The sequence below is a fragment of the Pseudomonas haemolytica genome (assembly GCF_009659625.1).
Taxonomy (GTDB): domain Bacteria; phylum Pseudomonadota; class Gammaproteobacteria; order Pseudomonadales; family Pseudomonadaceae; genus Aquipseudomonas; species Aquipseudomonas haemolytica.
On record NZ_VOIW01000005.1, the window covers coordinates 19335 to 43144 of the forward strand.

Below are 23810 nucleotides of genomic sequence, written 5' to 3' on the forward strand. Positions count from 1 at the left end.
GGAGATCACCGTGAGCGACCAATGTAAAAGCAGCCTCGAACCGGGTCAGTCCCTGTGCAGCGTGACCCACTGCGAAAGTTATCGCCAAAGCTCGGCCATGGCGCGCTGGTGCAAGTGCAAGGATTGGCAAGGCAATCCGATGCCCGACTGCACGCCCATGGGCGGCAACTTTCCCGTGGAAACCTACAACTGCTTCAACAAAACGACCAAGGAGCGCCGTGCCATCACCCAGGATGCCTGCCAGATCCTGCGCGACGACAACCACGACTGGTCGTGGCAGGCTTGCTACTGCTGCTGTTCCTGCTTTGCCTGGGGAACCCGCGTCACCGTGGCCGAGGGTGAATACCGCACGGTGCAATTCATTGGCGTGGGCGACCCGGTATTGACCAGCACGTTGGAGGTGGTGGGCGGCAAGCCCCGGCTCAAATGGGAAAGCCGGGCCGTGACGTTTTCCGACGGCATGGTCGCCGCGCCTCATCAACCGGCAGTGCTACTGCAATACGGTGATCAGGGCGAATTGGCGGTGACCCTTGACCAGCCGATGCTGCTTGCCAATGGCAGCCTCAAGTCGGCAGATCGCCTGACCCTGGATGACGAACTGGTCGACCGTGACGGCAAACCCGTGAAGCTGCATGCGGTGGTGCTAGGCAAGTTCACCCTCGGCTTTCATGCACTGGCAACCCAGGACTTTTCCCAGGCCGAGTTTGTCGAGCGCTACCTGGAAACCAATGGCGTAATCGCCGGCGACCACCTGGTCATGGCCATGCAGGACGATGACAAGCTGGCTTCGCGTTTTGTCAAAGGGCATGACGCCTTGCCTCGTATCGGCTCGTCGGCGTACGCCAAGACCCGCAAAGGCAGTTCTGATTACTCCCAGTTGAGCAGCAAGGCACGGGAGATCGCCAACGATGCGTTCCTGTCACTGGAAGAATTGCTCACCGGTCGTTCGGCGGTGCCCTATGGCGCTTCGCCCTACATGACCCAGAAACAGGCGGCGGATGTGGCGGTCAACGGCACCTTCCGCGGCTTGGGGCAAAGCTACCTGAGGGCTGAGTTCAACTACCTGGAGAAATTGTTCGAGGCGTTTTACCCCAAGATCAACTTTTATCTCGACTGGGAAGACCTGCACCCCAACCAATACGCGTTCAAGGCCTATGGTCAGGACACGGTCTACCTGTCCGGTCAACTGTTGCGGCTGGAGGGCATGCACAAGCAGGGGCTGGCATTGATCATGGCCCAAGGCGTCGGGCGATTCGTCAAAGCGTCCTATACCAATGACGAAGGCCTGACCTGCACGGGCCTGGCCGATTACTTTGGCACCAACGAGGTCTTGCAAACGGTGTTCTATGGCACCTGGGGCGCCTGGGTGAACCCAGGGCTGGAACAGGTCAAGGCGCTGTTTTCCCTGATCAATCCGGTCAATCTCATCGGCCATGAAAAGTGCTCCACACCTTCGATTCCTTGCCGTGTAGAAAGTATGCAAGCCGCGCTGCTTGGCATGCCTTTACCGGCGTGCGCCGGAGGCCCGGTGCCCAACTCGCTGACATTGGACAGCGCCCAATGGACCACCTACGAAGGTGCACTGGCCGTTCTGGTCAGCTTCAACCAGCGACTGAATATCCTGAGCGCGAAGATCCCCGCTAACTACGAGCTCAAGGCGGATGAGCAGCCGATTCCGGTCGCTCTGGTACAAATGGACAACAATCTGCCGTGGCAGGCATGGCTGGTGATCGATGAGCGCTTCAAACCCAGCGGCCAGGCCACGCTCACCGTGCGCGATATTCGCTCGGACAACGGCTCGACCCTCGACCCCGATGCATCCAGCGTGGTGGTGGAGGGTACGCCATGAGTGTCTTGGGCCTGGACACAGCGCAGTCCGAAAGCCAGATGTGCGCTCAATTCGCTGAACTGCTGGGCTTGCCCGAACCGGTCAGCGCCCAGGTCTTGCAGGCGGCGCTGCACAGCGACAGCTATGCCCGCAGCCTGCTGGCCAGCCGTCGCACCCCGGGGATGCTGCAGATGTTGCTGGCGTCACCGCCACACAACGTGCGCCCCAAGGCCGAGCACGGCACGGTCCAGTTGCTCCAGCGAGGCAGTCGTTCATTGGTGAACTGGGCCAAGACCGGGTTTTCCACCACCGATCCCCGGGAGCGCGAGCTACGTAGCCAGGCCTGCAGGCAATGCCCGTATCGGCAGGCCCCCGGCGCCAGCCTGTTGCAGGCCACCCGTTCGGAGCTGGGCATCTGCGGCCTGTGTGGTTGTCCGCTGTCGCGCAAGGTCTCGATGCTCTCGGAAAGCTGTCCCGGCGAAATGCCGGACAACCCTGGCGTCAACCGCTGGGGGCAAATCGTCACCGCGAGTCAACCGATGTACCCATCCAGTGAAAAGGAGTTGTCATGAACACATCTCACACACGCTCTGAGACATCTGTCGCAGACACCATGGCCGGCCTGTTGAGCGGCGAGATCCTCAACCAGAACTACCCAGGCGGGTTGCACGCCGCAGCGGGCAGCGCAGGCAAACACAGTGCTTCCGCAGGCGGTGGGACTGATGTGCAGGGCACCACGGCCAAGACCTGCAAGCCCACCCGCAACCCTTGCTGCAAGTCATCGGACGATTCCGCGCCGGGCGGCCAGGGCGGCGATGATGTGCAAGCCACGAAGGCCAAGACCTGCAAACCCACACGCAACCCATGCTGCAGGGGCGCTGAAGAATTGGTGGATGACACCGAGCAAGTGCAGGCCACCACGGCCAAAACGTGTAAGCCGACCCGTAACCCATGCTGCAAGGAAAGCTGATTCGCAGCGCGACCCATGGGGCGGCGTGACGCCGCCCCATGGCGCATCATTCTGGGGGGCACTGAATGATTCTGACCCGGCACAACACTGCCGTCTTTCTGATCAACCACGGGTTGCTCGATATCCGCAGCCTGCTGGACCAGGTCATCGCCATCCGTAGTCATAGCCAGCGCAATCGTGGCTTCAGCGTGTGCTGGCCGGATGGCCGGGGCTACTACATCAAGCAGCACCAGCCAGACGCCGGCCCCTGGGAAAAGCGCTCCAGCGTGGCCCATGAGGCCGCTATGCTGGAACGTCTTGCCGGGCTCGCAGGCGTACCGTCCCTGCGTTTTTATGAGCCCCTGCGCCAGGCGCTGGTGCTGGATTGGCTGGCCTCGAGCGAGGGCGCCGAGGCCCGTGCGATGGTCGGTGGTGTGCCGGACCTGGCGGTAGCGCAGGGCTTGGGCGGGTGCCTGGCGCGACTGCATCGAGGGCTGGTGGGCATTGCGAGCGATGATCTGGCGGGAGACCCTCCCTGGATCATCCGTATTGACCGTCTGTACCCACTGGCTGGCGAAGACCAGAGCTGGGGCCAAGCGCATCTGGTGGCGCAGGTCCAGGCGATGGGCGAGTGCATGGCTGCATTGGCGACACTGGCGGCCCACTGGCCGCGCGCGCAATTGATCCACGGCGATATGAAGTGGCAGAACTGTCGGTTGCGCGGGCACGACTGCATATTCATCGATTGGGAACTGGCTGACCGTGGCGATCCCCTATGGGATATGGCCGGCCTGTGCCAATCCTGGCTCAAGGACTGGATCGATCGCCAGGCGACGCAGCCGGATGCGGCTGAGACCACCCGGCAGGCCGCAAGCGGGTTCGTTCCCTATCAACGGGCACTGGCCCGGTTGTGGCAAGGCTACTGCCAGGCACTGGAGGCTAATCCTGACCCCGAACGGCTGATCGCACTGTGCGGCGCCCGGCTGCTGCAAACCCTGTACGAAGACCTGGCCGGTGAGGCGCAGCTGAGCGCTACCCACATCCTGCTGTTGCAACTGGCGCGCAATTTGTTGGTGGCCCCTCGGGACGCCGCCCGGCAATGGCTGGTGCAAACATGAACGCCATGAATCAAACCCCGCCGGGCTGGTGGGCCACCTTGAGCGAGGCCTTGAGCGGCCTGGCCAAGGATGAGCAAGGCACGCTCTGGCTGGACGGCCTGGCATTCACCGCCGCGCCCCTGGCGCAGCAGGCCGACCGCGTCGGCCATCACGATGACCCGCGCATAGAGCGATTGCAGCAGTACCTGTACCGGCGCTATTACGCGGCGTGTGTGGATGACCCCAGCCCTCAGCCGATGTGGTATCCGCCCGCGGTAAAGGCATGGGATGGCGGCCGTTGGCAGGTCCTCGAACAGTTGGGTAATGGTGCGCTGGCGGTGCAGCAGGGCAGGGTAGCCAGGCGTGTGGAAGCCGGGGAATACCTGTTCGATGGCGTACCGGCTCGGGCGATGCGCGGCCAGCACGTCACGGTCCAGCGGGCAGCCTGGACAGAGCAACTGGACCCGGCGTTCATCTACCTGTTCGGCGAAACCCCGCAGGACACCTGCAATGACGATTGCCAGGTGCGTTATTACCTGGCGCCGCAGCCTGCGCGGCTGGGGGACGTGGTGCAGGCATTAAGTAACGCCCTGGACCAGGCCTGCTTGCCCTACCTGCTCAAATACCCCAGCGAGCCTGCGGCTTGGCTGCGTCAGGATGCGGTGGTGCTGTACGTCGCGGCTCGGCATGGGCGCCAGGTGCATCGCTTGCTGGGACATCAAGCAGATTGGCTGCGAACACGCCTGCGCAGTACGTCGCCGCTGTGGACGTTGCCGCTGCTGCCGGGCTTGGGTTTTGCCCAAGACCCCGACGACGGGCGCAGTTTCGGTGAAAGCCGCTGCCGCGCGTTGGCCCTGGGCCTGTTGGACGCCGCCTGCCACGGCGCGGACCTGAGGCAAGCGGTGCAGGCGCAGTTCGACCTGTGCGGTATCGACTGGGATCACCCCCACCTGGAGGCCGACCCCGAGGACCGTTACGGTTTGCACCATTTGCACTTTGTCATGGGCGCGCCCGCCAGCGTCACGGCGGTGGCGCAGCCGCTGCAGGAAGCCATCCGCATCGGTCACCACGTGTGCGCCGAGGCCCTGTGGCTGGGCGAGCGCTGTACCTGGCTGAGCGATGACGCCGATGATAGCGATGGCCCGCTCAAAGCTTTTGCCTGCAGCATGAATGCCAGCCTGTACGACGGTACCGTGGGGGTCGCTGCGTTTCTGGTGCTGCTGGCGGAGCAGAGCGTGCAGCCCGCTTTCGTCGATACCGCCCGGGGAGCTTTGCGGCACGCTCTGGCATTCGCGGCGGGGAATACGCTGAGTCTCTACGAAGGGCGCCTGGGCACCGTGACCCAAGGGTTATGGCTAGCCCGTCGCCTGGGGGATGCAGAGCTGGCGCAAGACTATGAACGGGCGATCACGCCGTTGTTGCAGGACCTGCAAGGGTTGCCTGCCGACCCACAACCGGTGGACCTGATGCACGGCCTCGCCGGTGCGATCATTGGCCTGCTTGGCCTCGCCAACCAGGCGCCGGCGCTGGCCCCCCAGAGCCGCGTCATCGCACAGGCGCTCGGCCTGCGCCTTGTGCAGCAGGCACAGCGCACGCCACACGGCTGGCATTGGCCGGAACACGGCGCACATCTGGGATTGTGCGGGCTGTCCCACGGTAACGCCGGGATAGCCCTGGCCTTTGCGCAACTGGCCCGGGACTGTCCGGGCCTTGAATGGTCGCAGGCTCTGGCGCACACCCTGGCCTATGAAAGCCACTGGTTTATTGAAGAGCAGGGCAACTGGCCCTATCTGTTTGCCGAAGATGCCCGGCACCTGGATGACCGGGTGTCCCATTGCGGCATGGCCTGGTGCCATGGAGCGCCAGGCATCGCCTTGTCGCGACTGGCACTGTTGCAAATCAGTGGCGAGCAACACCATCGCGCCATTGCACGCCGGGCCCTGCAAACCGTCGCGGCTGACCTGATTGCTGTCACGTCCCTGGCCGGCAGCAGCTACACCCTATGCCACGGGCCGGCTGGCAATGCCGACATTCTGTTGACCGGGGCAGCCCTGTTGGGCGAGCCGGCCTGGGCCGAGTGCGCGCGGCAAGTAGCCAGTCGAGGCCTGGCCGCCGAGCGTGGTGCCTGGCGCAGCGGCTTGGGCGTGGCACAGGGGCAGTCGATGGGGTTGATGTTGGGCCTGGCGGGCACCGGGTACTTTTTATTGCGTTGCGGTGCGTCGGCGCCGGTACCGAGCCTGCTATTACCCTTGGGCCTTACGCCCATGGGCGATGTTTGAGGGTTTCACTGGGTAACTCCTTGAACAATGCGCGGTAGCTATGGGAAAACCGCCCCAAATGCCAGAACGACCAATTCATCGCCACTTCGGCGACGGTGCTGCTGGATGAGTTCAACAACTCCTGCCGCGCCCCATTCAACCGGCGCAACCTCAGCCACTGCGCCGGGCTCATCCCGGTGTAGGTCTTGAAGCCTTGCTGCAGTTGGCGCAAGGGCACGCCGGCAATCTGCGCCAGTTCCAGCAGGTTGACGGTTTCATCCGGCGCATCCGCCGCCCATTCGCCGATGCGCGCCATTAGCCGGCGCTCCTCGCTGCGTTTCTGCAACGAACTGCGGTCCAGGCACACGCAGGCGTTGTCGAGGATAAACAGGCAGTCGTCGAGCAGTTGCTGGGTGAGGGCGTCGCGGCTGATGGGGTCGGTGAGTGCTGACAAGCGCGTGAGGGTGCCACTGAGCCAGCGCGTGAACAAACCGTTCTGCTGGCAGGTCAGCGGCGCCATGAACAAGCCTTCGAGCCTGGCCACGTCGAGCCCATGGCGCTGCACAAACTGCGGGCCGAAAACCACTGCTACTTCACGGTAGTTTTCCGGGGTGATCCAGGTGTTGCGGCTTTCGCCATTGAGCAGGTACAGCGCGTTGTCGCTGCCGTCGAAACAGAACGCCAGGGCGCCGGGCGGTGCGTTGAAATGCTGTTCCACGCGGGTATTCATGCACTCTTCGTACACCTGCACGCCTTGCAGGTCGAGGTAGCGCACCCGACCGGCAAAATGCCCCGGGGACATCTGCTGGTATTGCTGTACCCAACCGGGTGTCGCACTGCATTGGGTGGCTACATCGCCGGTGGTGAAGGCCTGTACGCGCAAAGCGGTTGCCTGTGTCATGGGTGATCCGTGCGCACTCTATTGGTGCGTTGTGCTGCGTGCAAAGTGGATAGATGCCGTTTCAAGGCTGGCCCAAGATAGACCTCAATGCGCCGCGAGTACAAGCCGGCGTCGCATCCCACCCAAGACGAGGTCTTTATGAACGCCCCCTTCGATCAGCTTTCCACCTGGCTGAAAGAACACAAGATTACCGAAGTCGAATGCGTGATCAGTGACTTGACTGGCATCGCACGCGGCAAGATTGCACCCACCAACAAGTTCCTGCATGAGCGAGGCATGCGCCTGCCGGAAAGTGTGTTGCTGCAAACGGTAACCGGGGACTTTGTCGACGACGATATCTACTACGACCTGCTCGACCCGGCCGATATCGACATGATCTGCCGCCCGGTGGCCAACGCCACCTACGTGGTGCCGTGGGCCATCGAGCCCACCGCCATCGTGATCCACGACACCTTCGACAAACAGGGCAACCCCATTGAACTGTCGCCGCGCAACGTGCTCAAGAAAGTCCTGCAGCTTTACACCGACCAGGGCTGGCAGCCGATTGTCGCGCCGGAAATGGAGTTCTACTTGACCCAGCGTTGCGAAGACCCGGACTTGCCGTTGAAGACGCCTATTGGCCGTTCCGGGCGTGCCGAAACCGGGCGCCAGTCGTTTTCCATCGACGCCGCCAACGAGTTCGACCCGCTGTTCGAAGACGTCTATGACTGGTGCGAAGCCCAGGGCCTGGACCTCGACACGCTGATCCACGAAGACGGCCCGGCGCAGATGGAGATCAACTTCCGCCACGGCGATGCCCTCGACCTGGCCGACCAGATCACCGTGTTCAAGCGCACCCTGCGCGAGGCGGCGCTCAAGCACAACGTCGCCGCAACCTTTATGGCCAAGCCGGTGGCCGACGAGCCGGGCAGTGCCATGCACCTGCACCAGAGCGTGGTGGATATCGCCACCGGCAAACCGGTGTTCGTCGACGCCGACGGCCACATGAGCCCGCTGTTCCTGCATCACATCGGCGGCTTGCAGAAGTACATCCCCAAGCTGCTGCCGATGTTTGCGCCCAACGTGAACTCGTTCCGCCGCTTCCTGCCGGACACTTCGGCGCCGGTCAACGTCGAATGGGGCGAAGAGAATCGCACCGTCGGCCTGCGCGTGCCCACCTCCAGCCCCGAGGCGATGCGGGTGGAAAACCGCCTGCCGGGGGCCGATGCCAACCCGTACCTGGCAATTGCCGCCAGCCTGTTGTGTGGCTACCTGGGCATGATCGAGCAGATCGAACCCAGTGCGCCGGTGGAAGGCCGCGCCTACGAACGGCGCAACCTGCGCCTGCCGTTCACCCTCGAAGATGCGCTGGCGCGCATGGAGGACTGCGACACGGTCAAGCAGTACCTGGGCGAAAAATTCGTGCGTGGCTACGTCGCGGTCAAACGCGCCGAGCATGAGAATTTCAAGCGGGTGATCAGTTCCTGGGAGCGTGAATTCCTGCTGTTGAGCGTCTAAAACAATCATAAAAGGGGTGACGATATGCGTCTTGTGAACAAGCTTCTCCCGCTGGCCCTGGTGGCGGCGTTCAGCAGTGTCGGGCAGGCGTCGCCGACGGTCAGCGTCTACAACTGGACCGACTATATCGGCGAGACCACCTTGGCGGATTTCCAGGCCAAGACCGGGGTCAAGGTGATCTACGACGTGTTCGACTCCAACGAAACTCTGGAGGGCAAGTTGCTGGCCGGGCGCACCGGCTACGACGTGGTGGTACCGTCCAACCACTTCCTGGCGCGCCAGGTGAAGGCCGGCGCGTTCCTCAAGCTCGACCGTGCGCAGTTGCCAAACTTCAAGAACCTTGATCCCAAGTTGCTCAAGCTGCTGGAACAGAACGACCCGGGTAACGCGCATTCGGTGCCATACCTGTGGGGCACCAATGGCATTGGCTACAACGTGGACAAGGTCAAGCAAGTGCTGGGCATCGATCATATCGATTCGTGGGCGGTGCTGTTCGAACCGGAAAATATCAAGAAGCTCAACCAGTGCGGTGTTGCCTTCCTCGACTCGGCGGACGAACTGTTCCCGGCGATCCTCAACTACATGGGCAAGGACCCGCGCAGCGAGAACGCCGAGGACTACAAGCAGGCCGAAGCCAAGCTGCTGACGCTGCGGCCGTACATCACCTACTTCCATTCCTCCAAGTACATTTCGGACCTGGCCAATGGTGATATCTGCGTCGCCTTCGGTTATTCCGGCGACGTGTTCCAGGCGGCCAACCGCGCCAAGGAAGCCAAGAACGGCGTGAACATCGCCTATTCGATTCCCAAGGAAGGCTCCAACCTGTGGTTCGACCTGTTGGCCATTCCCGCAGACGCCAGCAACATCCAGCAAGCCCATGCCTTCATCAACTACCTGCTCGAACCCGAGGTGATCGCCAAGGTCAGCGCTTCGGTGGGCTACGCCAACGCGAACCCGGCTGCCAAGCCGTTCATGGCTGCGGAGCTGGTGAACAACCCCGAGGTGTACCCGCCCCAGGCGGTGCTCGATAAACTCTATATTTCCACTACGCCCAGCCCGGCGACCATGCGCCTGATGACTCGCGCCTGGAGCAAAGTGAAGACCAACAAATGATACTTTCCAATGACCACACCCAGTCCTATTACCGCGCCTCGGCCCACACCTTGCCTGAGCGTCCCTCGCTGGGCGCCGACCTTATTGCCGATGTGTGTGTGATCGGCGGCGGATTCACCGGGGTCAACACCGCCATTGAACTGGCCCAGCGCGGGCTTTCGGTGATTCTGCTGGAGGCACGCCGCATTGGCTGGGGCGCCAGCGGGCGCAACGGTGGGCAGTTGATTCGAGGCATCGGCCATGATGTCTCGGGGTTCGCTAAATATGTGGGCGAGGAGGGCGTGCGTTACCTGGAACGGGCCGGTATCGACTCGGTGGCGCTGGTAGGCCAGCGCATTGCCGAGCATGGCATCGATTGCGACCTGCGCTGGGGCTTCTGTGAACTCGCCAACACCCCGGCGCAGTTTGCTGCGTTCAAGGGCGAACAGGCGCATCTGGCGGCCATGGGTTACGCCCATGAAACACGGCTGGTTGCCGCCCAGGACATGGCGCAAGTGGTCGGCTCGACGGTGTATGCCGGTGGCCTGGTGGACATGGGCTCTGGGCATCTGCACCCACTCAACCTGGTGCTGGGTGAAGCACAGGTAGCCGAGGCCCTCGGCGTGAAGATCTTTGAACACACGGAAGTGCTCGAACTGATCCATGGCGACACCGTGCAGGTGCGCTGTGCCGGCGGCAGCGTACGCGCCGCCCAGTTGGTGCTGGCGTGCAATGCGCATCTGGAAGACCTGGAGCCGCGTTTGAGCGGCAAGGTGCTTCCGGCGGGCAGCTATATCATCGCCACCGAGCCGCTGCCTGAGCAGGTGGCCGAGCAATTGATCCCGCAGAACCTGGCGCTGTGTGACCAGAAAGTGGGGCTGGATTACTACCGGCTCACCGCTGACCGGCGCCTGTTGTTCGGCGGTGCCTGCCATTACTCGGGGCGAGACCCCCAGGACATCGCCGCCTACATGCGCCCGAAAATGCTCAAGGTGTTCCCGCAGTTGGCCAACACCGCCATCGAGTTCCAGTGGGGCGGCAAGATCGGCATCACCGCCAACCGCTTTCCCCAGGTCGGGCGGTTGCAGCAGTACCCGAATGTGTTCTATGCCCAGGGCTATTCCGGCCATGGGCTCAACGTGACCCACTGGTGCGCGCGATTGTTGGCCGAGGGTATTCATGCAGGTAGCAGTCGCGGCCTGGATATTTTCAGCCAGGTGCCGCACATGACCTTCCCGGGCGGCAAGGCATTGCGCTCGCCGCTTCTGGCGCTGGGCATGGCGTGGTATCGGTTGCGCGAGATGATCTGATTGCACGTTTTGTTAGCAGTTTGCCGAAAGGGAGAAGTGCTTTTTTCAAGGCGATTTTTCGGTCATTTGCCTACTGACTGTATGGGTGTGGCGGGCTCAGGGCCGTCCGGGAGGTTGGGGTTTTTGACTGAGTACATATCCGTTGCTGCGGGCCCCATCACTCGGCACCTCGCTAATGCTCGGTGTGCCCGAACGCAGGCTTGAATCCGTGGGTGCGGGTCAGTTAAGCGAACTAAATGCTCTAGGCAGCGAAGATCAAATGTGGGAGCGGGCTTGCTCGCGAAGACGGCGGCCCAGCAAACAGTGAAGTTGACTGACCCACCGCTTTCGCGAGCAAGCCCGCTCCCACAGGGGGGACGCGCACGCCACAACGATCAGGTCGGCTACAAGGCCGCCTCGCTTTTGCTTACTTTTGGGTCCTTTCAAAAGTGAGCCGCTGTAAGAGCGGAACCCTAAGCGGCCGTTACCGCAGCAATGGATATGTACTCGGTCCAACCACCCAACCACCCAGTCAAACAGCCGTAGTTTCAGTCAACACCTTGCGAAACGTCTCCACTAACGGCCGCAGGTTGACGCGGTGCCACGCCGCCCACAGCGGTGTGGTGTAAGTCATCCACGGCAATTGGCGCAACACCACGCCGGGCGGTGCGTTGCGGCTCAGGCCCTTTTGCACCATCGCCACCCCCAACCCCGACGCCACCAGCCCCAATGCGGTAAAGGGCTCGCTGGCTTCCATGGGAATTTGCGGGGTGAAACCGGCGCGGATGCAGGCGGCGACGAAATCATCAGCAGGGTTGGCGCCGGCTTTGCGCTGCACGCCGATCCATTGTTGTTCGGCCAGGTGTTCAGGCCTCAACTCACTGTGTGTAGCCAGCGGATGGTGTGCGGGCAGGGCCAGCAGCATTGGGTCGTCGAGCACTTGCAAGGCGGTCAGGTCCGGGTCGTCGGCGGCAGGCGGTTCGCCCACCAGGGCGATGTCCAGGCTGCGTTGGCGCAGGCCCTCCAATTGCTCCAGGGAAGGCAGGTTATACAGCTTGATATGCACGGTGGGCCGGTCATCGCGCAGTATGCGCAGGGCATTGGGCAGTACACCGGCGTGCATGGCGTTTTCGATATAGCCGATGCACAAACCGCCTTCTTCACCACGGCCCAGGCGCTTGCCCAGGGATTCCAGGCGGTTGGCGTGGGTCAGCAGCGCCTTGGTTTCGGCCAGGAAGGTCTGGCCGTCGCGGGTCAGGCGGATGCGTTGCTGGCTGCGTTCGAACAGGGTCAGGCCCAGCCGCTCTTCGAGCTGGGCGATCTGGCGGCTCAGGGGCGATTGAGAGATGTGCAGGCGCTCGGCGGCGCGGCCGACGTGTTCTTCTTCGGCGACCACTTCGAAGTAGCGCAGTTGGCGTAGATCGATCATGTAAGACCTCTGGGGACTCAAGTTGGTCGCAGTATGTCTTGGACGGTCTGATCAACGCAATCTAGCATCTGCTCAACGGTCACAACCCCCTTGAACCGATTGAGGATTCCACCATGAGCTTGAAAGACAAACTGCCCGGCGTACTGGGCTTTGGCACCGCCCCCCTGGGCAATATGTTCCGCGCCATTCCTGAAGATGAAGCCCAGGCCACCGTCGAGGCCGCCTGGAACCACGGCGTGCGTTACTTCGACACTGCACCCTTCTACGGCTCGGGCCTGTCGGAAATCCGCCTGGGCCAGGCCCTGTCCAACTACAAACGCGATGACTACGTGCTCAGCACCAAGGTTGGCCGGGTGATTCTGGATGAAGTCGAAGCCGGCTCCCGCGACCTCGGCGAAAAAAGCGGTGTGTTCGAACACGGCCGCCCGAACAAAATGCGCAATGACTACAGCGCCGATGCCACGCTGCGCTCGATTGAAGACAGCCTCGAGCGCCTGCAAACCGACCGCCTGGACATCGTGTGGGTTCACGACATCGCCCAGGACTTCTACGGCGACCAATGGCTGGAGTACTTCAACCAGGCCCGCACCGGCGCCTTCAAAGTGTTGACCCGCTTGCGTGAAGAGGGCGTGATCAAGGCCTGGGGCCTGGGCGTCAATCGCGTCGAGCCTTGCGAACTGACCCTGGACCTGACTGAGGCCCAGCCCGACGGGTTTCTTCTGGCCGGCCGCTATACGCTGCTGGACCACGAACGCGCGCTGCAACGCTTGATGGATGCGGCGTTGGCTCAGCACGTCGAGATTGTCGTGGGTGGCCCATACAGCTCCGGGATCCTTGCCGGCGGCGCACACTTTGAATATCAGCCAGCCAGCCCGGCGATCATCAGCAAGGTCGAACAGATCAAGGCAATTGCGCAGGCGTTTGGCGTCAGCGTAAAAGCCGCAGCGCTGCAGTTTTCCCTGGCGCATCCGGCGGTGGCGGCGGTGATTCCGGGTGCCAGTCGTCCGGGGCGGATTGCCGAAGACGTTGCGGCGTTGTCAGAGAAGATTCCAGCAGCCTTCTGGCAAGCGTTGCGCGAGGCCCGACTGATTTCGGACCGTGCGCCTTTGCCCGTCTAATTACTAAGGAGTTCAAGCATGAACATTGATGTGAGCGGCAAAGTAGCCATCGTCAGCGGCAGCACCGCCGGTATCGGCCTGGGCATCAGCCAGGCCCTGGCGCAATCCGGCGCCACGGTGGTGGTGATCGGGCGGGACGCGAGCAAGGTCGACGACGCCTTGGCCAGCATTCGCCAAGCGGTGCCCGCCGCCGAGTTGCGTGGGCTGGTGGCGGACCTTGGCACCCTCGAGGGTGCCGAGAAACTGTTTGCCGCCGAACCACGTGCGGACATTCTGGTCAACAACCTGGGCATCTTCAACGATGTGGATTTCTTCGAGGCGCCAGACAGTGAGTGGACGCGCTTCTACGAGGTCAATGTGATCTCCGGCGTGCGCCTGGCTCGGCATTATGCGCCGGGCATGGTCGAGCAGGGCTGGGGCCGGGTGATCTTTGTGTCGTCGGAATCCGGTGTGGCGACGCCGGCCGACATGATCAACTACGGCGTCACCAAAAGTGCCAACCTGGCGGTCTCCCATGGCCTGGCCAAGCGCCTGGCGGGCACCGGGGTGACGGTGAATGCGATCCTGCCGGGGCCGACCTTTACCGATGGCCTGGAACAGATGCTCAAGGCGGCCACCGCCGAATCCGGCCGCAGTGCCCGGGACGAAGCGGATGTGTTTGTGCGCCAGGCGCGGCCTACCTCGATCATCCAGCGCGCGGCAAATGTGGATGAAGTGGCGAACCTGGTGGCGTACATTGCTTCACCGCTGTCCTCTGCTACGACCGGTGCCGCGTTGCGGGTCGACGGCGGCGTCGTGGATAGCATGGCGATCTGATTTTTTCCTGTTTGGAGTATTTATCGTGGCAACAGCTTCTTCTGTGATTGAAATTCCGGTATCGGCCGACCAGGTCTGGCAACTGATCGGCGGCTTCAACAGCCTGCCCGACTGGCTGCCCTTCATCGCCAAGAGCGAGCCCGGCGATGGCGGCCGCGTGCGCCACCTGCACACCGCCGACGGCGGCCAGATAGTCGAGCGTTTGCAGACCTTCGACAACGTGGCGCGCACCTACAGCTACACCATTGAAGTGTCGCCGTTTCCGGTGAGTGCCTATCTTGCGACCGTGCTGGTTGAAGCGCTGACTGAGACGTCGGCGAAAGTGACCTGGTCCGGCGTGTTCACACCTGGCGCGGGCACCACGGATGCGGCGGTGGAAGAATTGTTTGCCGGCGTCTACAACGATGGCCTCAAGGCGCTGCGCGGCAATTTCCCCGGCTGAATCCGGCTAAAGCTCGACAGCTCCCACATTGAACAGATATGTGTGGGCTGTCGCAACTGCCTGTGCCGGCGTCATCCGCGCGGTGTCCAGCCGTAGCAACGGTTCGTCCCAGCTTTCATACTCATGCACCAGCACCGACTGCCACGTCGGCGGCACCAGCCCGGGAATATCGCCCACGCGGCTTTCCACACGGCGCCGGTGCTCCTGCTGATCAGAACACACCACCTGGATATTGATCAGCTCTACGCCAGCGGCCGTCGCCACTGCCTGCCACGCGTGGCGGCTCTCCCTGACCGGGTTCACGCAATCAGCGATAACCCGTTGGCCCACGTGCAAATTACTCAGCGCCAGTGCATTGGCCACGCTGTAGCCGCTGGCCCCCACATCGCCCGCCAGTACTGCTGCGTTACGCAGTGCCTGTTCGATCACATCCACGCGCAGATAAACCGCGCCGGTCTGTCGCGCCAGTTCCCTGGCAATCGTGGTCTTGCCGCTGCCTGGCAGGCCGCTGAATACAATAAGCATGGTCAAACCTCCGTTAGTGCAAGGCAGGTGCTAGAACATCACGGTAAACGTGGTGCCGGCCGTTGCACAGGAACTCACCGCCACATCGCCGCCATGCACCTTGGCCAACTCGCGCACGATATACAGGCCCAGGCCCACGCTACGCACCTCGCTGCCCTGGTCGGTGCCACGGGTCATGGGTTCGAACAGCCCGGGCAGCAGCGCTTCGGGAATCGCCGGGCCATGGTTGTGGACCGAGATGGCACAGGCGTTGTCGCCCAGGCGCGAGGTGATGGTGATCGGTTGCAGCAGGTCGCCATAGGCCACGCTGTTGGCGACGAGATTACCGATGATTTGTTGCACACGGTCAGCGTCCAGGCACGCCTGGCCGTGCCCCTCGGCCTGATGTACCAAGGTGGCGGTGGGGAAAGCCACCCGCAGTTCGTCCACTGCATGCTCAATCACGCCGTGCAAATCCAGTGGCACCGCCTTGATGGTGATGCCCTGGCCTACGCGGGCCTGGGTGAAGTCCAGCAGGTCGGCGATCATGCGATGGGCGCGTTCGGACGACTGGCCGATATGTCTCAGCAACTGGCGCTCCTTGGCCGTGCGCTCGCCGCGCTGGAGAAAGTCCGAGGCCATACGGATGGCGGTGAGGGGGTTTTTCAAGTCATGGCTGACAATCGCCACCATCTGTTCGGCAAACAACGCCCGGCGCTGGGCAATGGCATACGCCGCGCTCAGTTCGGCCTGGGCCTGTTTCAGGGCCAGTTCGGTGGCGGTTTTTTCCTGGAGCAGGGCTTCGGCCAACTTGCGCGCATTCAGCAGTTCGCGCTCGTACTTGTCGCGGTCGGTAGTACCAAACAGCGCCAGGTCATACACCACGCCGTCGGGCTCTTGGCGTTGGTTGGCATTGAGCAAGACGGTGACCTTGTGCCCGGCGCAATGGCGGATGTCGAGTTTCACCTCGGTGACACTGCCGTGCATGCGCAGCATCGGTGCCAGGTGGGTCTGGTAGAAAATCCGCCCGCCCATGGTCAGCAGGTCCTGGAAACGCCGCCCGTGCAACTCCGCTGCGCTGAAGCCAAGCCAATCGCACAAGCGCAGGTTGACGCGCAGGATCGTGCCGTCCTCTTGGGTGACGGCCAGGGCGCAGGCGGCGCTGTCGAACAGCGACTCAGTCGGCATCAATTGTGGCCCACGGCGCCAGGAACCGGTCCATCGCCACTGCGCACGCCTGGGGTGCGCTCATGTGTGGGCAATGGCCGACGTTGTCCACCAGGCAATAAGTGCTGTTGGGCAGCACGGCGTGCAGGTATTCACCCACGGCAACGGGCGCGATCAGGTCGTCGGTCGATTGCAGGATCAACACCGGGGTGGCCAGGCCAAGCAGATCCTGGCGGTTATCCGACAGGAAGGTGACGCGGGCGAACTGCTTGGCGATGTCTGGCTCGGTACGGCAGAAACTCTCGGTGAGTTCGGTGCTTAGCGCCGGTTGTGCCGGGGCGCCCATGATCACTGGGGCCATGGCGCTGGACCAGCCCAGGTAGTTGCTGTCGAGGGTGTCGAGCAGGTCTTCGATATCGTCGCGCTTGAAACCGCCGACATAATCTTCGGTGTCGATATAGCATGGCGATGGGCCGATCATCACGTGTGCGGCAATGCGCCCGGGGACAAAGCGGTCGGCCAGGGTACCGATCATCGCGCTGACCGAGTGGCCTACCAGGATCACCGGGCCTTGGGCGTAGGCGTCGATAATCTCGTTGAGGTCGTGGGCATAGCCGCCCAGGCTGCTGTATTTGGCCTTGTCGAAGGCACTCAGGTCCGACAGGCCGGCGCCGACCAAGTCATACAGCACCACGCGAAAGCGCTCGAGAAAGTGCGGCGCCAGGTAGTTCCACATCGCCTGGTTACAACCAAAGCCGTGAGAAAACACCAGGGTCGAAGGCCCGTGGCCCATCACACTGACATTGTTGCGGTGGCGTAGGTCCATGGCGTTCTCGTAGATGGCAAATAGCTATGCTGGCGTGGCAGCAGTTTAGATAGTCGCAGGCCTGGGGTCACGCGTTATACGTCGATAAGGTAGAGTCGGAGCCTTCAGGAAGAAACTTCAGGTAACAACGCATGTGGCGGGTATTGCGGCAATCCATCTTGAGTCTACTGGCCCTGTTGCTTGTCGGCGGGCTGAGCATAGCCCAGGCCGACACGTCGCCTATCGGGGTGGCTCTCGACCAACGGGTGATCGACCTCACCAACACCCTCGACGCTGCCACCACTTTGCGCCTCAAGAACCCGATCGCCGACCTCGAACAGCGCACAGGCACGCAAGTCGCGGTATTGATCGCCGCGGTCACGCTGCTGTTGGCGATGTATGGCGGTGGCCGTGATTGGCCGGTGTACCTGATGGCGTTTCCGATTGCGTCGTTTGCAGCGCCGTTTATCTTTGGCAAGACCTGCGAGCGGGCCGGGTCGAGCTCAAGCGCAGGGTCCGGTTCGAGCTCCAGCGGCAGGGGGGCGGTGGCTTAAGTGGCGATGGTGGTGCATCGGGCAGTGGGTAAGGATTTGGCTGATGTCCCCCATCCAACTGTAGGAGCGAGCAAGCCCGCCTACAGTTGGACCGAGTGCGGCCTGTAGCGTACCCAGCCTTTCGGAAAACAGTGGGGCGCAGTTTTACGCCTTGACCCAGCCGCCATTACCGTCGGATTTGATTTCGAAGTCGATGGCGTCACGCTTGGCGGAGACTAGCGAGTTGTCGATGGGCTTTTTGTCCGAGGGCAAGAGATCAGCGGCCGGCGGGCGTTCGGGGATTAGCGAGTTGTCGATGTTTTTTTTGTCGGTGGGCAAGAGATCGGCGGCCGACTGGCGTTCGGGGACTAGCGAGTTGTCGATGAACTTTTTGTCCGTGGCTGGGAAGTCGCGCTCTAACCGATTGCGGTTGGCGTGGGCCCGGGACTCGTCGCCGGCGCTTATCCGACCGTCCTTGACAGTGAACACTTCTGCATCTTCCCCAGCTGTTTTATCCAGGGCATTTTGCTTCGGTTTGTCGTTATCGATATGGCCTTTTTTTACGGGCTGGTACGCAGGTATGAACGGAACGGAATCATTGATTGAAGACATGATTGCACCTCTCTGATAGCTAGCAAATTGACCCGCCAGGACGTGGTCCCGGCCAGGCGTTTCGCAAGCTACAGCGCCATGAACGGTCGCTCAATGCGGCACATTTTGGGTGAATGTAACGGAGTGAAACCGCTGCGTGTACAGGTCACTGAATGTCAGGAGCGGCTGTAGGCACAGTCTGCGAGATCGTTTGCAACGCCAGGCTTGACGTCAGATAGCGCAGATGAATTCACGATTTTTACCCGTTGAAATGCATTTGTTCGCTGCGCGGTTTTTGGCGGTTTCACGCTTTGCAACATAAATACGATCACTGTCGTGGGGGGCGTCCTTCAAACACCATCACCATCTCATGCCACGCCATTCCACCGTGATCCGATGGCGATGGGCGCACATAGGTGTAGCCCATGCGCGTGTACAACGGCACATGCTGTTCCTTGCACATCAAGTGAATCGTCTGCTTGCCCAACGCGCGCATACGCTGCACGAACTCGGTCATCAGCACCTTGGCATAACCCTGGCCTTGATGCGCCGGGTCGACCACCACCGACATGATCACCACATTCGGTGCTTCGGGCGCATGGCCCACCAACTCCTTGAAGGCCTCGTCCGACATCACCACCTCATGGGCACAGCCCGAGTTGATAAAACCGACCACTTCGCCGTCCGCTTCCAGGATCAAAAAGCCCTGGGGATACTGCGCGATGCGCGTGGCGATCTTTTCCAGGGTCGCGGCTTCGTCGCCTTCGTAGGCGGTGGTTTCGATTTCAAAGCAGCGCGCGGCGTCGGCGGGCAAAGCGTTGCGCAAGGTGGGGGCGGGCATGGGCGTTTCCTGGGACATTGAGCGAAGGGCCACATCATAGAGAAACAATGGTGATTCATGAACATTCAAATGTGGGAGGGGCCTGCTCCCGATGACGTAGCAAGCCCCTCCCATACTCCTGACAGACTAAGCCCCGGTCATCAACTTGCCCCCATCCATCCGGCGCTTATACGCACTGTCCCGACTCGCCAGCCAGAAGTACAGCGGCGACGTCACCACCAACCCCACCACCCAGGACAAATCCGCACCGTTGATGTGCTCGGAAATCGGCCCCACGTACAGCGGCGTGTTCATGAACGGAATCTGCACCGCAATCCCCACCGCGTAGGCCAGCAGCGCCTGTGGGTTGTACTTGCCGTAGATCCCGCCATCAACACGAAAGATCGAAGCAATGTCGTACTTGCCTTTGTGGATGGCATAGAAGTCGATCAGGTTGATCGCCGTCCACGGCACCAGCACCACCAGCAACACCAGCACCATGTCGACGAAGTGGCCGATGAAGTCTTTGGAGGCGAATACGGCTGCAATCGCACAGGCAGCCAACACTAGAATCGAGATCACTGCGCGGCTTTTGGCGGTTGGAATCCAGCGGTAGGCGAAGGTCTGTACCAGGGTGATGATCGACAGCACGGCGCCGTACAAGTTGAGGGCGTTATGGCTGATCACGCTGAGCAGGAACAGTACCAGCATCAACGGGCCGATGGCGCCGGTGGCGAGTTTGACCGCGTCCATGGTGTCCATGCCCACCGGCGTGGCGAGCACGGCGACGGCGCCGAAGATGAAGGCCAGGCTCGAACCCAGGGCCGAGCCCAGGTAGGTGGTCCAGAAGGTTGAGGCAACGGGCACGTCGGCCGGCAGGTAGCGGGAGTAGTCCGAGACGTACGGCGCAAAGGCGATCTGCCACAGCGCGGCCAGGGAAACCGTCGCCAGCCAGCCGGAGATATTGAAGCTGCCGCGCGTCAGGAAGTCCGTTGTTTGCACGTGGGTGAAGATGTAGCCAAAGCCCAGCACGATACCGGCGCCCAACACCCAGGTGCCGATGCGGTTGAGCACATGGATAAAGCGGTAGCCGATGATGCCGATGATCCCGGAGCCGATGGCGCCGATGACGATGCCCACCGGCACGGGCACCGCGTCGACCACGCCGTGCAGGGATTTACCCGCCAGCACGATGTTGGAGGCGAAGAAACCGATGTACATCACCCCGGCAATCACCACCACCAGCAACGCACCGAGGGAGCCGAACTGGGCGCGGCTCTGGATCATCTGCGGGATGCCCATCTGCGGGCCTTGGGCCGAGTGCAACGCCATCAACACACCGCCGACCAGGTGGCCGACGAGGATGGCGACAATGCCCCACACCAGGTTGAGGTGGAACAGTTGCACACCCAGTGCGCCGGTGACGATCGGCAACGGCGCAATGTTGCCGCCGAACCACAGGGTGAACAGGTCTCTTACCTTTCCATGGCGATCTTCCGGGGGCACGTATCCAATCGTGTGTTTTTCGATAAGCGGGGCGGAGGATGTTGCAGTGGTAACCATGACGAGCTCCAAGGCAAGGTGAGTACGTTGACGTACTTCGCTGTGCGGCGCGTGGGTGCCGCTTTGTTGTTGGAGTGATCATCTGCAATGGGCGCAGGCAGGTAAATTAGTAAGTTTGTTGCTATAGACCTTAAAAAAAGTATCTCGTGTGGATTTTTGCTCCGGTATGTTGCATGGACTTCAATTGCTTGAAAAACCGGTGTTTGTGCGCACCTGTTTGGGGCGAAATCCCACGTTTATGGAGGTGCCGATGGCTGCCTACAACCTGCGCCAGCTCAGATATTTTGTTACCACGGCCGAATGCGGCAGCGTCGCCGAGGCGTCGCGCAAGCTGTATATCGCCCAGCCGTCGGTCTCCACGGCGATCAAACAGTTGGAAGACAGCTTTGGCGTGCAGCTGTTTATCCGTCATCACGCCCAGGGGGTTTCACTCACCCCCAGCGGCGCGCGCTTTTATCGCAAGGCCCTGGAGCTGCTGCGGGTGGCTCATGAGTTCGAGCAGAACGCCTTGGCGGACAACGATGTGGTGGCGGGGCAGATCGATATCGGCTGCTTTGAAACCGTAGCGCCGTTGTACCTGCCGCGGCTGATCGCCGGCTTCAAGGCGCGTTGGCCGGGGGTGGAGATCCGCATTCGCGATGGCGAGCAGCAGGAACTGGTGCAGGCGCTGACGGCGGGCAGTATCGATGTGGCGATGCTGTTCGAGCACGACCTGGGCGGCACTATCGAGACCACGCCGTTGATGCCGCCGCAACAGCCTTATGCGCTGTTGCCCGCGGATCACCGCTTTGCGCAACAGGCCAAGGTGTCGCTGGCCGACCTGGTGCTGGAGCCGATGATCTTGCTCGATGTGCTGCCGAGCCGCACCTACTTCGTGAGCATCTTTGAAGAGCGTGGGCTGACGCCGAATATTGTGTTCAGCTCGCCGTCCATCGAGATGGTGCGGGGCATGGTGGGGCGTGGGTTTGGGTTCTCGATCCTGGTGACCAAGCCGTTCAGTGAGTACACCTATGACGGGCAGAAAGTGGTGTGTATTCCGTTGGCGGAAACGGTCACGGGGTCGGGGTTGTCCGCCGTTTGGCTGAGACGGGCGCCGCTGACCAAGCCGGTGCAGTTGTTTGTGGACTACTGCCGCGAAGAATTGGCGCGGTTACTCGGTTAAAAGAACGCTGGGCAAAAGTGTGGGAGGGGGCTTGCTCCCGATAGCGGTGTATCAGTCAGCTTATGTATTGACTGAGCTACTGCAATCGGGAGCAAGCCCCCTCCCACATTGGATGTGTATTCACTTCAGACTTGAATGGAATCCAGCATTCGCCGCAGCATTGCATCGCAGCCGTCGAGCTGTTCCAGGCTCACAAACTCATCCGGCTTATGCCCCTGGTCCATGCTCCCCGGCCCGCACACCACGGTCGGAATACCCACGGCATCAAACAACCCACCTTCGGTGCCAAACGCTACGGTGCCAAACTCCCGCGAGCCGGAAAACGCCGCAATCAGCTCCGCTGCCTGGCTGCGTTCATCCGTGACCAATCCCGGGTAGGCCGACAATTCAGTAAACCGGATCGAACTCTGTTTGCTCACGGCCTGCATGCGCGGCAATACCTGCTGCATTGCGTAGGCTTGCAACGCCTCAGCCACTTCGCCCGGGTCCATGGAGGGCAGGGCGCGCACTTCAAAATCGAAGCGGCAATCGGCGGGCACGATGTTCAACGCCTTGCCGCCGGTAATCAGCCCCGTCTGCACGGTGCTGAACGGCGGGTCGAACCTTGGGTCCTGGCGCTTGTGCAAGCGCTGGCCAATACGCCCCAGTTCGCCGATCAACTCGGCAGCATGCTCAATCGCATTCACCCCCGAAGGCGCATACGCCGAGTGGCACGCCTCGCCATGCACATCGCAGCGCATCGCCAACTTGCCCTTGTGGCCCAGTACGGGTTTGAGCTCGGTCGGTTCACCGATGATGCACAGCATCGGCTTCACCGGGCGCTGTTCAAGCACGGCGAGCAACGAACGCACACCCAGGCACCCGACTTCCTCATCGTAGGACAGCGCAATATGCACCGGCAGGCGCAACTGCGCCTTGACCAGCTCAGGCAACAACGCCAGCACACAGGCGATATAACCCTTCATGTCGGCGGTGCCGCGCCCGAACAGTTTGCCGTCACGTTCGGTCAACTCGAAAGGCGGCAGCGTCCACGGTTGCCCGTCCACTGGCACCACATCGGTATGGCCCGACAGCACGATGCCGGGCAGGTCCACCGGGCCAACGCTGGCGAACAGGTTGGCCTTGCTGCGTTCTGCGTTGTAGACCAACTCACTGGCCACGCCAAACCCGGCCAGGTAATCGCGTACAAACTCGATCAACTGCAGGTTGGACTCGCGGCTGGTGGTGTCGAAGCCCACCAGCGTTTCGAGCAGTTCGCGGCTGCGGCTCATCGCTCGTCTCCGGCCACGCCGTAGCCGGGGGAACGGTCGGGGGCGAGGGCGCGGTCGATGTAGTCCTGCACTTGCGGGCGGTAGGCGTCCCAGAGTTTTTGCAATTCGCCAATCGGTGCTTCATCGGCCCAATCCACGCGCAAATTGATGATCGGCCAGGTCAGCTCGCCCACCACCACCAGCGCGGCGGAGTGCACCGGGCCGGCTTCGCCACCGGCGGCAATGGCGGCATGCATGGCCGCCAGTAGTCGGTCTGCCAGCTGCCCTTCACCCTGTTCAAAGGCGGTGACCATCGCTGAAATCACCTCGCGGTCGGCGAGCATATTGCCCGCCGCTACACATTGCTCGCCCGACACCGCATGGTGGGTGCCCAAGGTTTGGCTGCCACTGAAATGCACGCTGCGGCCCAGGTGATCAATCGCCGTCAGTTGCCGGTATTGGCTGTAGCCATTGCTCGTCAGGGCTTTGTCAATGGCGTCGGCCGGGGCCAGGCCCTGTTCCAGCAAGTCGAGTACGTCCGGGCCGAGGGCAGGCAAGGTGATGTTCTGGGTCGATACCGCGCCCACACCCGGGCGCAGCCACGGGCAGCGGGCGCCCACGGCGATGCTCGATGAGCTGATGGCGATACCCAGCTGGCCGGTTTCCGCGCAACGGCCGACGATTGAAAAGGTCATGGCT

22 protein-coding genes and 1 pseudogene are annotated in these 23810 nt (G+C 62.0%); 13 read left to right on the top strand and 10 right to left on the bottom strand.

Features of this window, described 5'->3' with window-relative positions; genetic code table 11:
- The first annotated feature begins 10 nt into the window (after window positions 1-10).
- From FRT59_RS16765 to FRT59_RS16785, 5 genes are all read left to right on the top strand, one after another.
- Window positions 11-1849 (top strand): Hint domain-containing protein, encoded by a 1839-nt coding sequence (locus tag FRT59_RS16765; RefSeq protein ID WP_034119202.1) that lies wholly within the window; start codon window positions 11-13, stop codon window positions 1847-1849.
- Window positions 1846-2400 (top strand): hypothetical protein, encoded by a 555-nt coding sequence (locus FRT59_RS16770; protein ID WP_034119203.1) that lies wholly within the window; start codon window positions 1846-1848, stop codon window positions 2398-2400. The genes FRT59_RS16765 and FRT59_RS16770 overlap by 4 nt, the downstream gene beginning before the upstream one ends.
- Window positions 2397-2798 carry a hypothetical protein gene (locus tag FRT59_RS16775; RefSeq protein ID WP_153871753.1) on the top strand — a complete coding sequence of 134 codons (402 nt, stop codon included), beginning with the start codon at window positions 2397-2399 and terminating at the stop codon, window positions 2796-2798. The genes FRT59_RS16770 and FRT59_RS16775 overlap by 4 nt, the downstream gene beginning before the upstream one ends.
- A 65-nt stretch (window positions 2799-2863) precedes the next feature.
- The gene (locus tag FRT59_RS16780) at window positions 2864-3895 is read left to right on the top strand and encodes a phosphotransferase family protein (RefSeq protein ID WP_153871754.1); all 1032 of its coding nucleotides are present in this window, start codon (window positions 2864-2866) and stop codon (window positions 3893-3895) included.
- On the top strand, window positions 3892-6153 hold the full coding sequence (locus tag FRT59_RS16785) for a lanthionine synthetase LanC family protein (protein ID WP_167524290.1): 2262 nt from the start codon (window positions 3892-3894) through the stop codon (window positions 6151-6153). Before FRT59_RS16780 ends, FRT59_RS16785 begins: the two co-directional genes overlap by 4 nt.
- On the opposite strand, the gene FRT59_RS16790 is transcribed toward FRT59_RS16785, so the two are convergent.
- The gene (locus FRT59_RS16790) at window positions 6131-7033 is read right to left on the bottom strand and encodes a helix-turn-helix domain-containing protein (RefSeq protein ID WP_034119207.1); all 903 of its coding nucleotides are present in this window, start codon (window positions 7031-7033) and stop codon (window positions 6131-6133) included. The genes FRT59_RS16785 and FRT59_RS16790 overlap by 23 nt on opposite strands.
- 138 nt (window positions 7034-7171) lie before the next feature.
- On the opposite strand from FRT59_RS16790, the gene FRT59_RS16795 reads away from it, so the two are divergent.
- Genes FRT59_RS16795 through FRT59_RS16805 form a run of 3 tightly spaced genes read left to right on the top strand, consistent with a single transcriptional unit; the run spans window position 7172 to window position 10932 of the window.
- Window positions 7172-8530, top strand: coding sequence for a glutamine synthetase family protein (locus FRT59_RS16795; protein WP_153871756.1), 1359 nt, complete (start codon window positions 7172-7174; stop codon window positions 8528-8530).
- 24 nt (window positions 8531-8554) lie between these two features.
- A complete protein-coding gene (locus FRT59_RS16800) occupies window positions 8555-9643 on the top strand; it encodes a polyamine ABC transporter substrate-binding protein (RefSeq protein WP_153871757.1) in 1089 nt (362 codons plus the stop codon).
- Window positions 9640-10932 carry an NAD(P)/FAD-dependent oxidoreductase gene (locus FRT59_RS16805; RefSeq protein WP_153871758.1) on the top strand — a complete coding sequence of 431 codons (1293 nt, stop codon included), beginning with the start codon at window positions 9640-9642 and terminating at the stop codon, window positions 10930-10932. Before FRT59_RS16800 ends, FRT59_RS16805 begins: the two co-directional genes overlap by 4 nt.
- A gap of 511 nt (window positions 10933-11443) precedes the next feature.
- On the opposite strand, the gene FRT59_RS16810 is transcribed toward FRT59_RS16805, so the two are convergent.
- Window positions 11444-12340 (bottom strand): LysR substrate-binding domain-containing protein, encoded by an 897-nt coding sequence (locus FRT59_RS16810; protein ID WP_153871759.1) that lies wholly within the window; start codon window positions 12338-12340, stop codon window positions 11444-11446.
- A 113-nt stretch (window positions 12341-12453) separates the two neighbouring features.
- Here FRT59_RS16810 and FRT59_RS16815 point away from each other — a divergent pair, with 113 nt between their 5' ends.
- Genes FRT59_RS16815 through FRT59_RS16825 form a run of 3 tightly spaced genes read left to right on the top strand, consistent with a single transcriptional unit; the run spans window position 12454 to window position 14716 of the window.
- Window positions 12454-13458, top strand: a complete 1005-nt coding sequence (locus FRT59_RS16815; RefSeq protein ID WP_153871760.1) for an aldo/keto reductase — start codon at window positions 12454-12456, stop codon at window positions 13456-13458.
- An 18-nt stretch (window positions 13459-13476) separates the two neighbouring features.
- Complete coding sequence (locus tag FRT59_RS16820; RefSeq protein WP_034119213.1) at window positions 13477-14274, top strand: SDR family NAD(P)-dependent oxidoreductase; 798 nt, start codon at window positions 13477-13479, stop codon at window positions 14272-14274.
- Between the two features lie 25 nt (window positions 14275-14299).
- On the top strand, window positions 14300-14716 hold the full coding sequence (locus FRT59_RS16825; RefSeq protein ID WP_198809818.1) for an SRPBCC family protein: 417 nt from the start codon (window positions 14300-14302) through the stop codon (window positions 14714-14716).
- Between the two features lie 6 nt (window positions 14717-14722).
- On the opposite strand, the gene FRT59_RS16830 is transcribed toward FRT59_RS16825, so the two are convergent.
- The 3 genes from FRT59_RS16830 to FRT59_RS16840 are packed head-to-tail and all read right to left on the bottom strand — an operon-like array spanning window position 14723 to window position 17213.
- A complete protein-coding gene (locus tag FRT59_RS16830) occupies window positions 14723-15241 on the bottom strand; it encodes a P-loop nucleotide/nucleoside kinase family protein (protein ID WP_153871762.1) in 519 nt (172 codons plus the stop codon).
- 30 nt (window positions 15242-15271) lie between these two features.
- Window positions 15272-16408 carry a PAS domain-containing sensor histidine kinase gene (locus FRT59_RS16835; RefSeq protein WP_153871763.1) on the bottom strand — a complete coding sequence of 379 codons (1137 nt, stop codon included), beginning with the start codon at window positions 16406-16408 and terminating at the stop codon, window positions 15272-15274.
- Entirely contained in the window at window positions 16398-17213 is an 816-nt protein-coding gene (locus tag FRT59_RS16840) for an alpha/beta fold hydrolase (protein WP_153871764.1), read from the bottom strand. Before FRT59_RS16840 ends, FRT59_RS16835 begins: the two co-directional genes overlap by 11 nt.
- A gap of 131 nt (window positions 17214-17344) precedes the next feature.
- On the opposite strand from FRT59_RS16840, the pseudogene FRT59_RS16845 reads away from it, so the two are divergent.
- Window positions 17345-17575: pseudogene (locus FRT59_RS16845) on the top strand (TPM domain-containing protein); the annotation flags it as partial.
- Between the two features lie 315 nt (window positions 17576-17890).
- Here the strand turns inward: FRT59_RS16845 and FRT59_RS16850 are convergent.
- The 3 genes from FRT59_RS16850 to FRT59_RS16860 all read right to left on the bottom strand — a co-directional run bounded on the left by FRT59_RS16850 (window position 17891) and on the right by FRT59_RS16860 (window position 20699).
- Complete coding sequence (locus tag FRT59_RS16850) at window positions 17891-18337, bottom strand: hypothetical protein (protein ID WP_153871765.1); 447 nt, start codon at window positions 18335-18337, stop codon at window positions 17891-17893.
- 307 nt (window positions 18338-18644) lie between these two features.
- The gene (locus FRT59_RS16855; RefSeq protein ID WP_153871766.1) at window positions 18645-19157 is read right to left on the bottom strand and encodes a GNAT family N-acetyltransferase; all 513 of its coding nucleotides are present in this window, start codon (window positions 19155-19157) and stop codon (window positions 18645-18647) included.
- Window positions 19158-19283: 126 nt separating this feature from the next.
- Window positions 19284-20699, bottom strand: a complete 1416-nt coding sequence (locus FRT59_RS16860; RefSeq protein WP_153839362.1) for a purine-cytosine permease family protein — start codon at window positions 20697-20699, stop codon at window positions 19284-19286.
- A 250-nt stretch (window positions 20700-20949) separates the two neighbouring features.
- Between FRT59_RS16860 and FRT59_RS16865 the strand changes: the two genes are divergently transcribed.
- Window positions 20950-21861, top strand: coding sequence for a LysR substrate-binding domain-containing protein (locus tag FRT59_RS16865; RefSeq protein WP_003190675.1), 912 nt, complete (start codon window positions 20950-20952; stop codon window positions 21859-21861).
- A gap of 125 nt (window positions 21862-21986) precedes the next feature.
- Here the strand turns inward: FRT59_RS16865 and argE are convergent, their stop codons facing one another.
- Both argE and FRT59_RS16875 read right to left on the bottom strand, forming a co-directional pair.
- Window positions 21987-23132: an acetylornithine deacetylase gene (gene argE / locus FRT59_RS16870; protein WP_153871767.1), complete on the bottom strand. Its 1146-nt coding sequence runs from the start codon at window positions 23130-23132 to the stop codon at window positions 21987-21989.
- The gene (locus FRT59_RS16875; RefSeq protein ID WP_034119225.1) at window positions 23129-23806 is read right to left on the bottom strand and encodes a DUF1028 domain-containing protein; all 678 of its coding nucleotides are present in this window, start codon (window positions 23804-23806) and stop codon (window positions 23129-23131) included. The genes argE and FRT59_RS16875 overlap by 4 nt, the downstream gene beginning before the upstream one ends.
- Window positions 23807-23810: the final 4 nt, after the last annotated feature.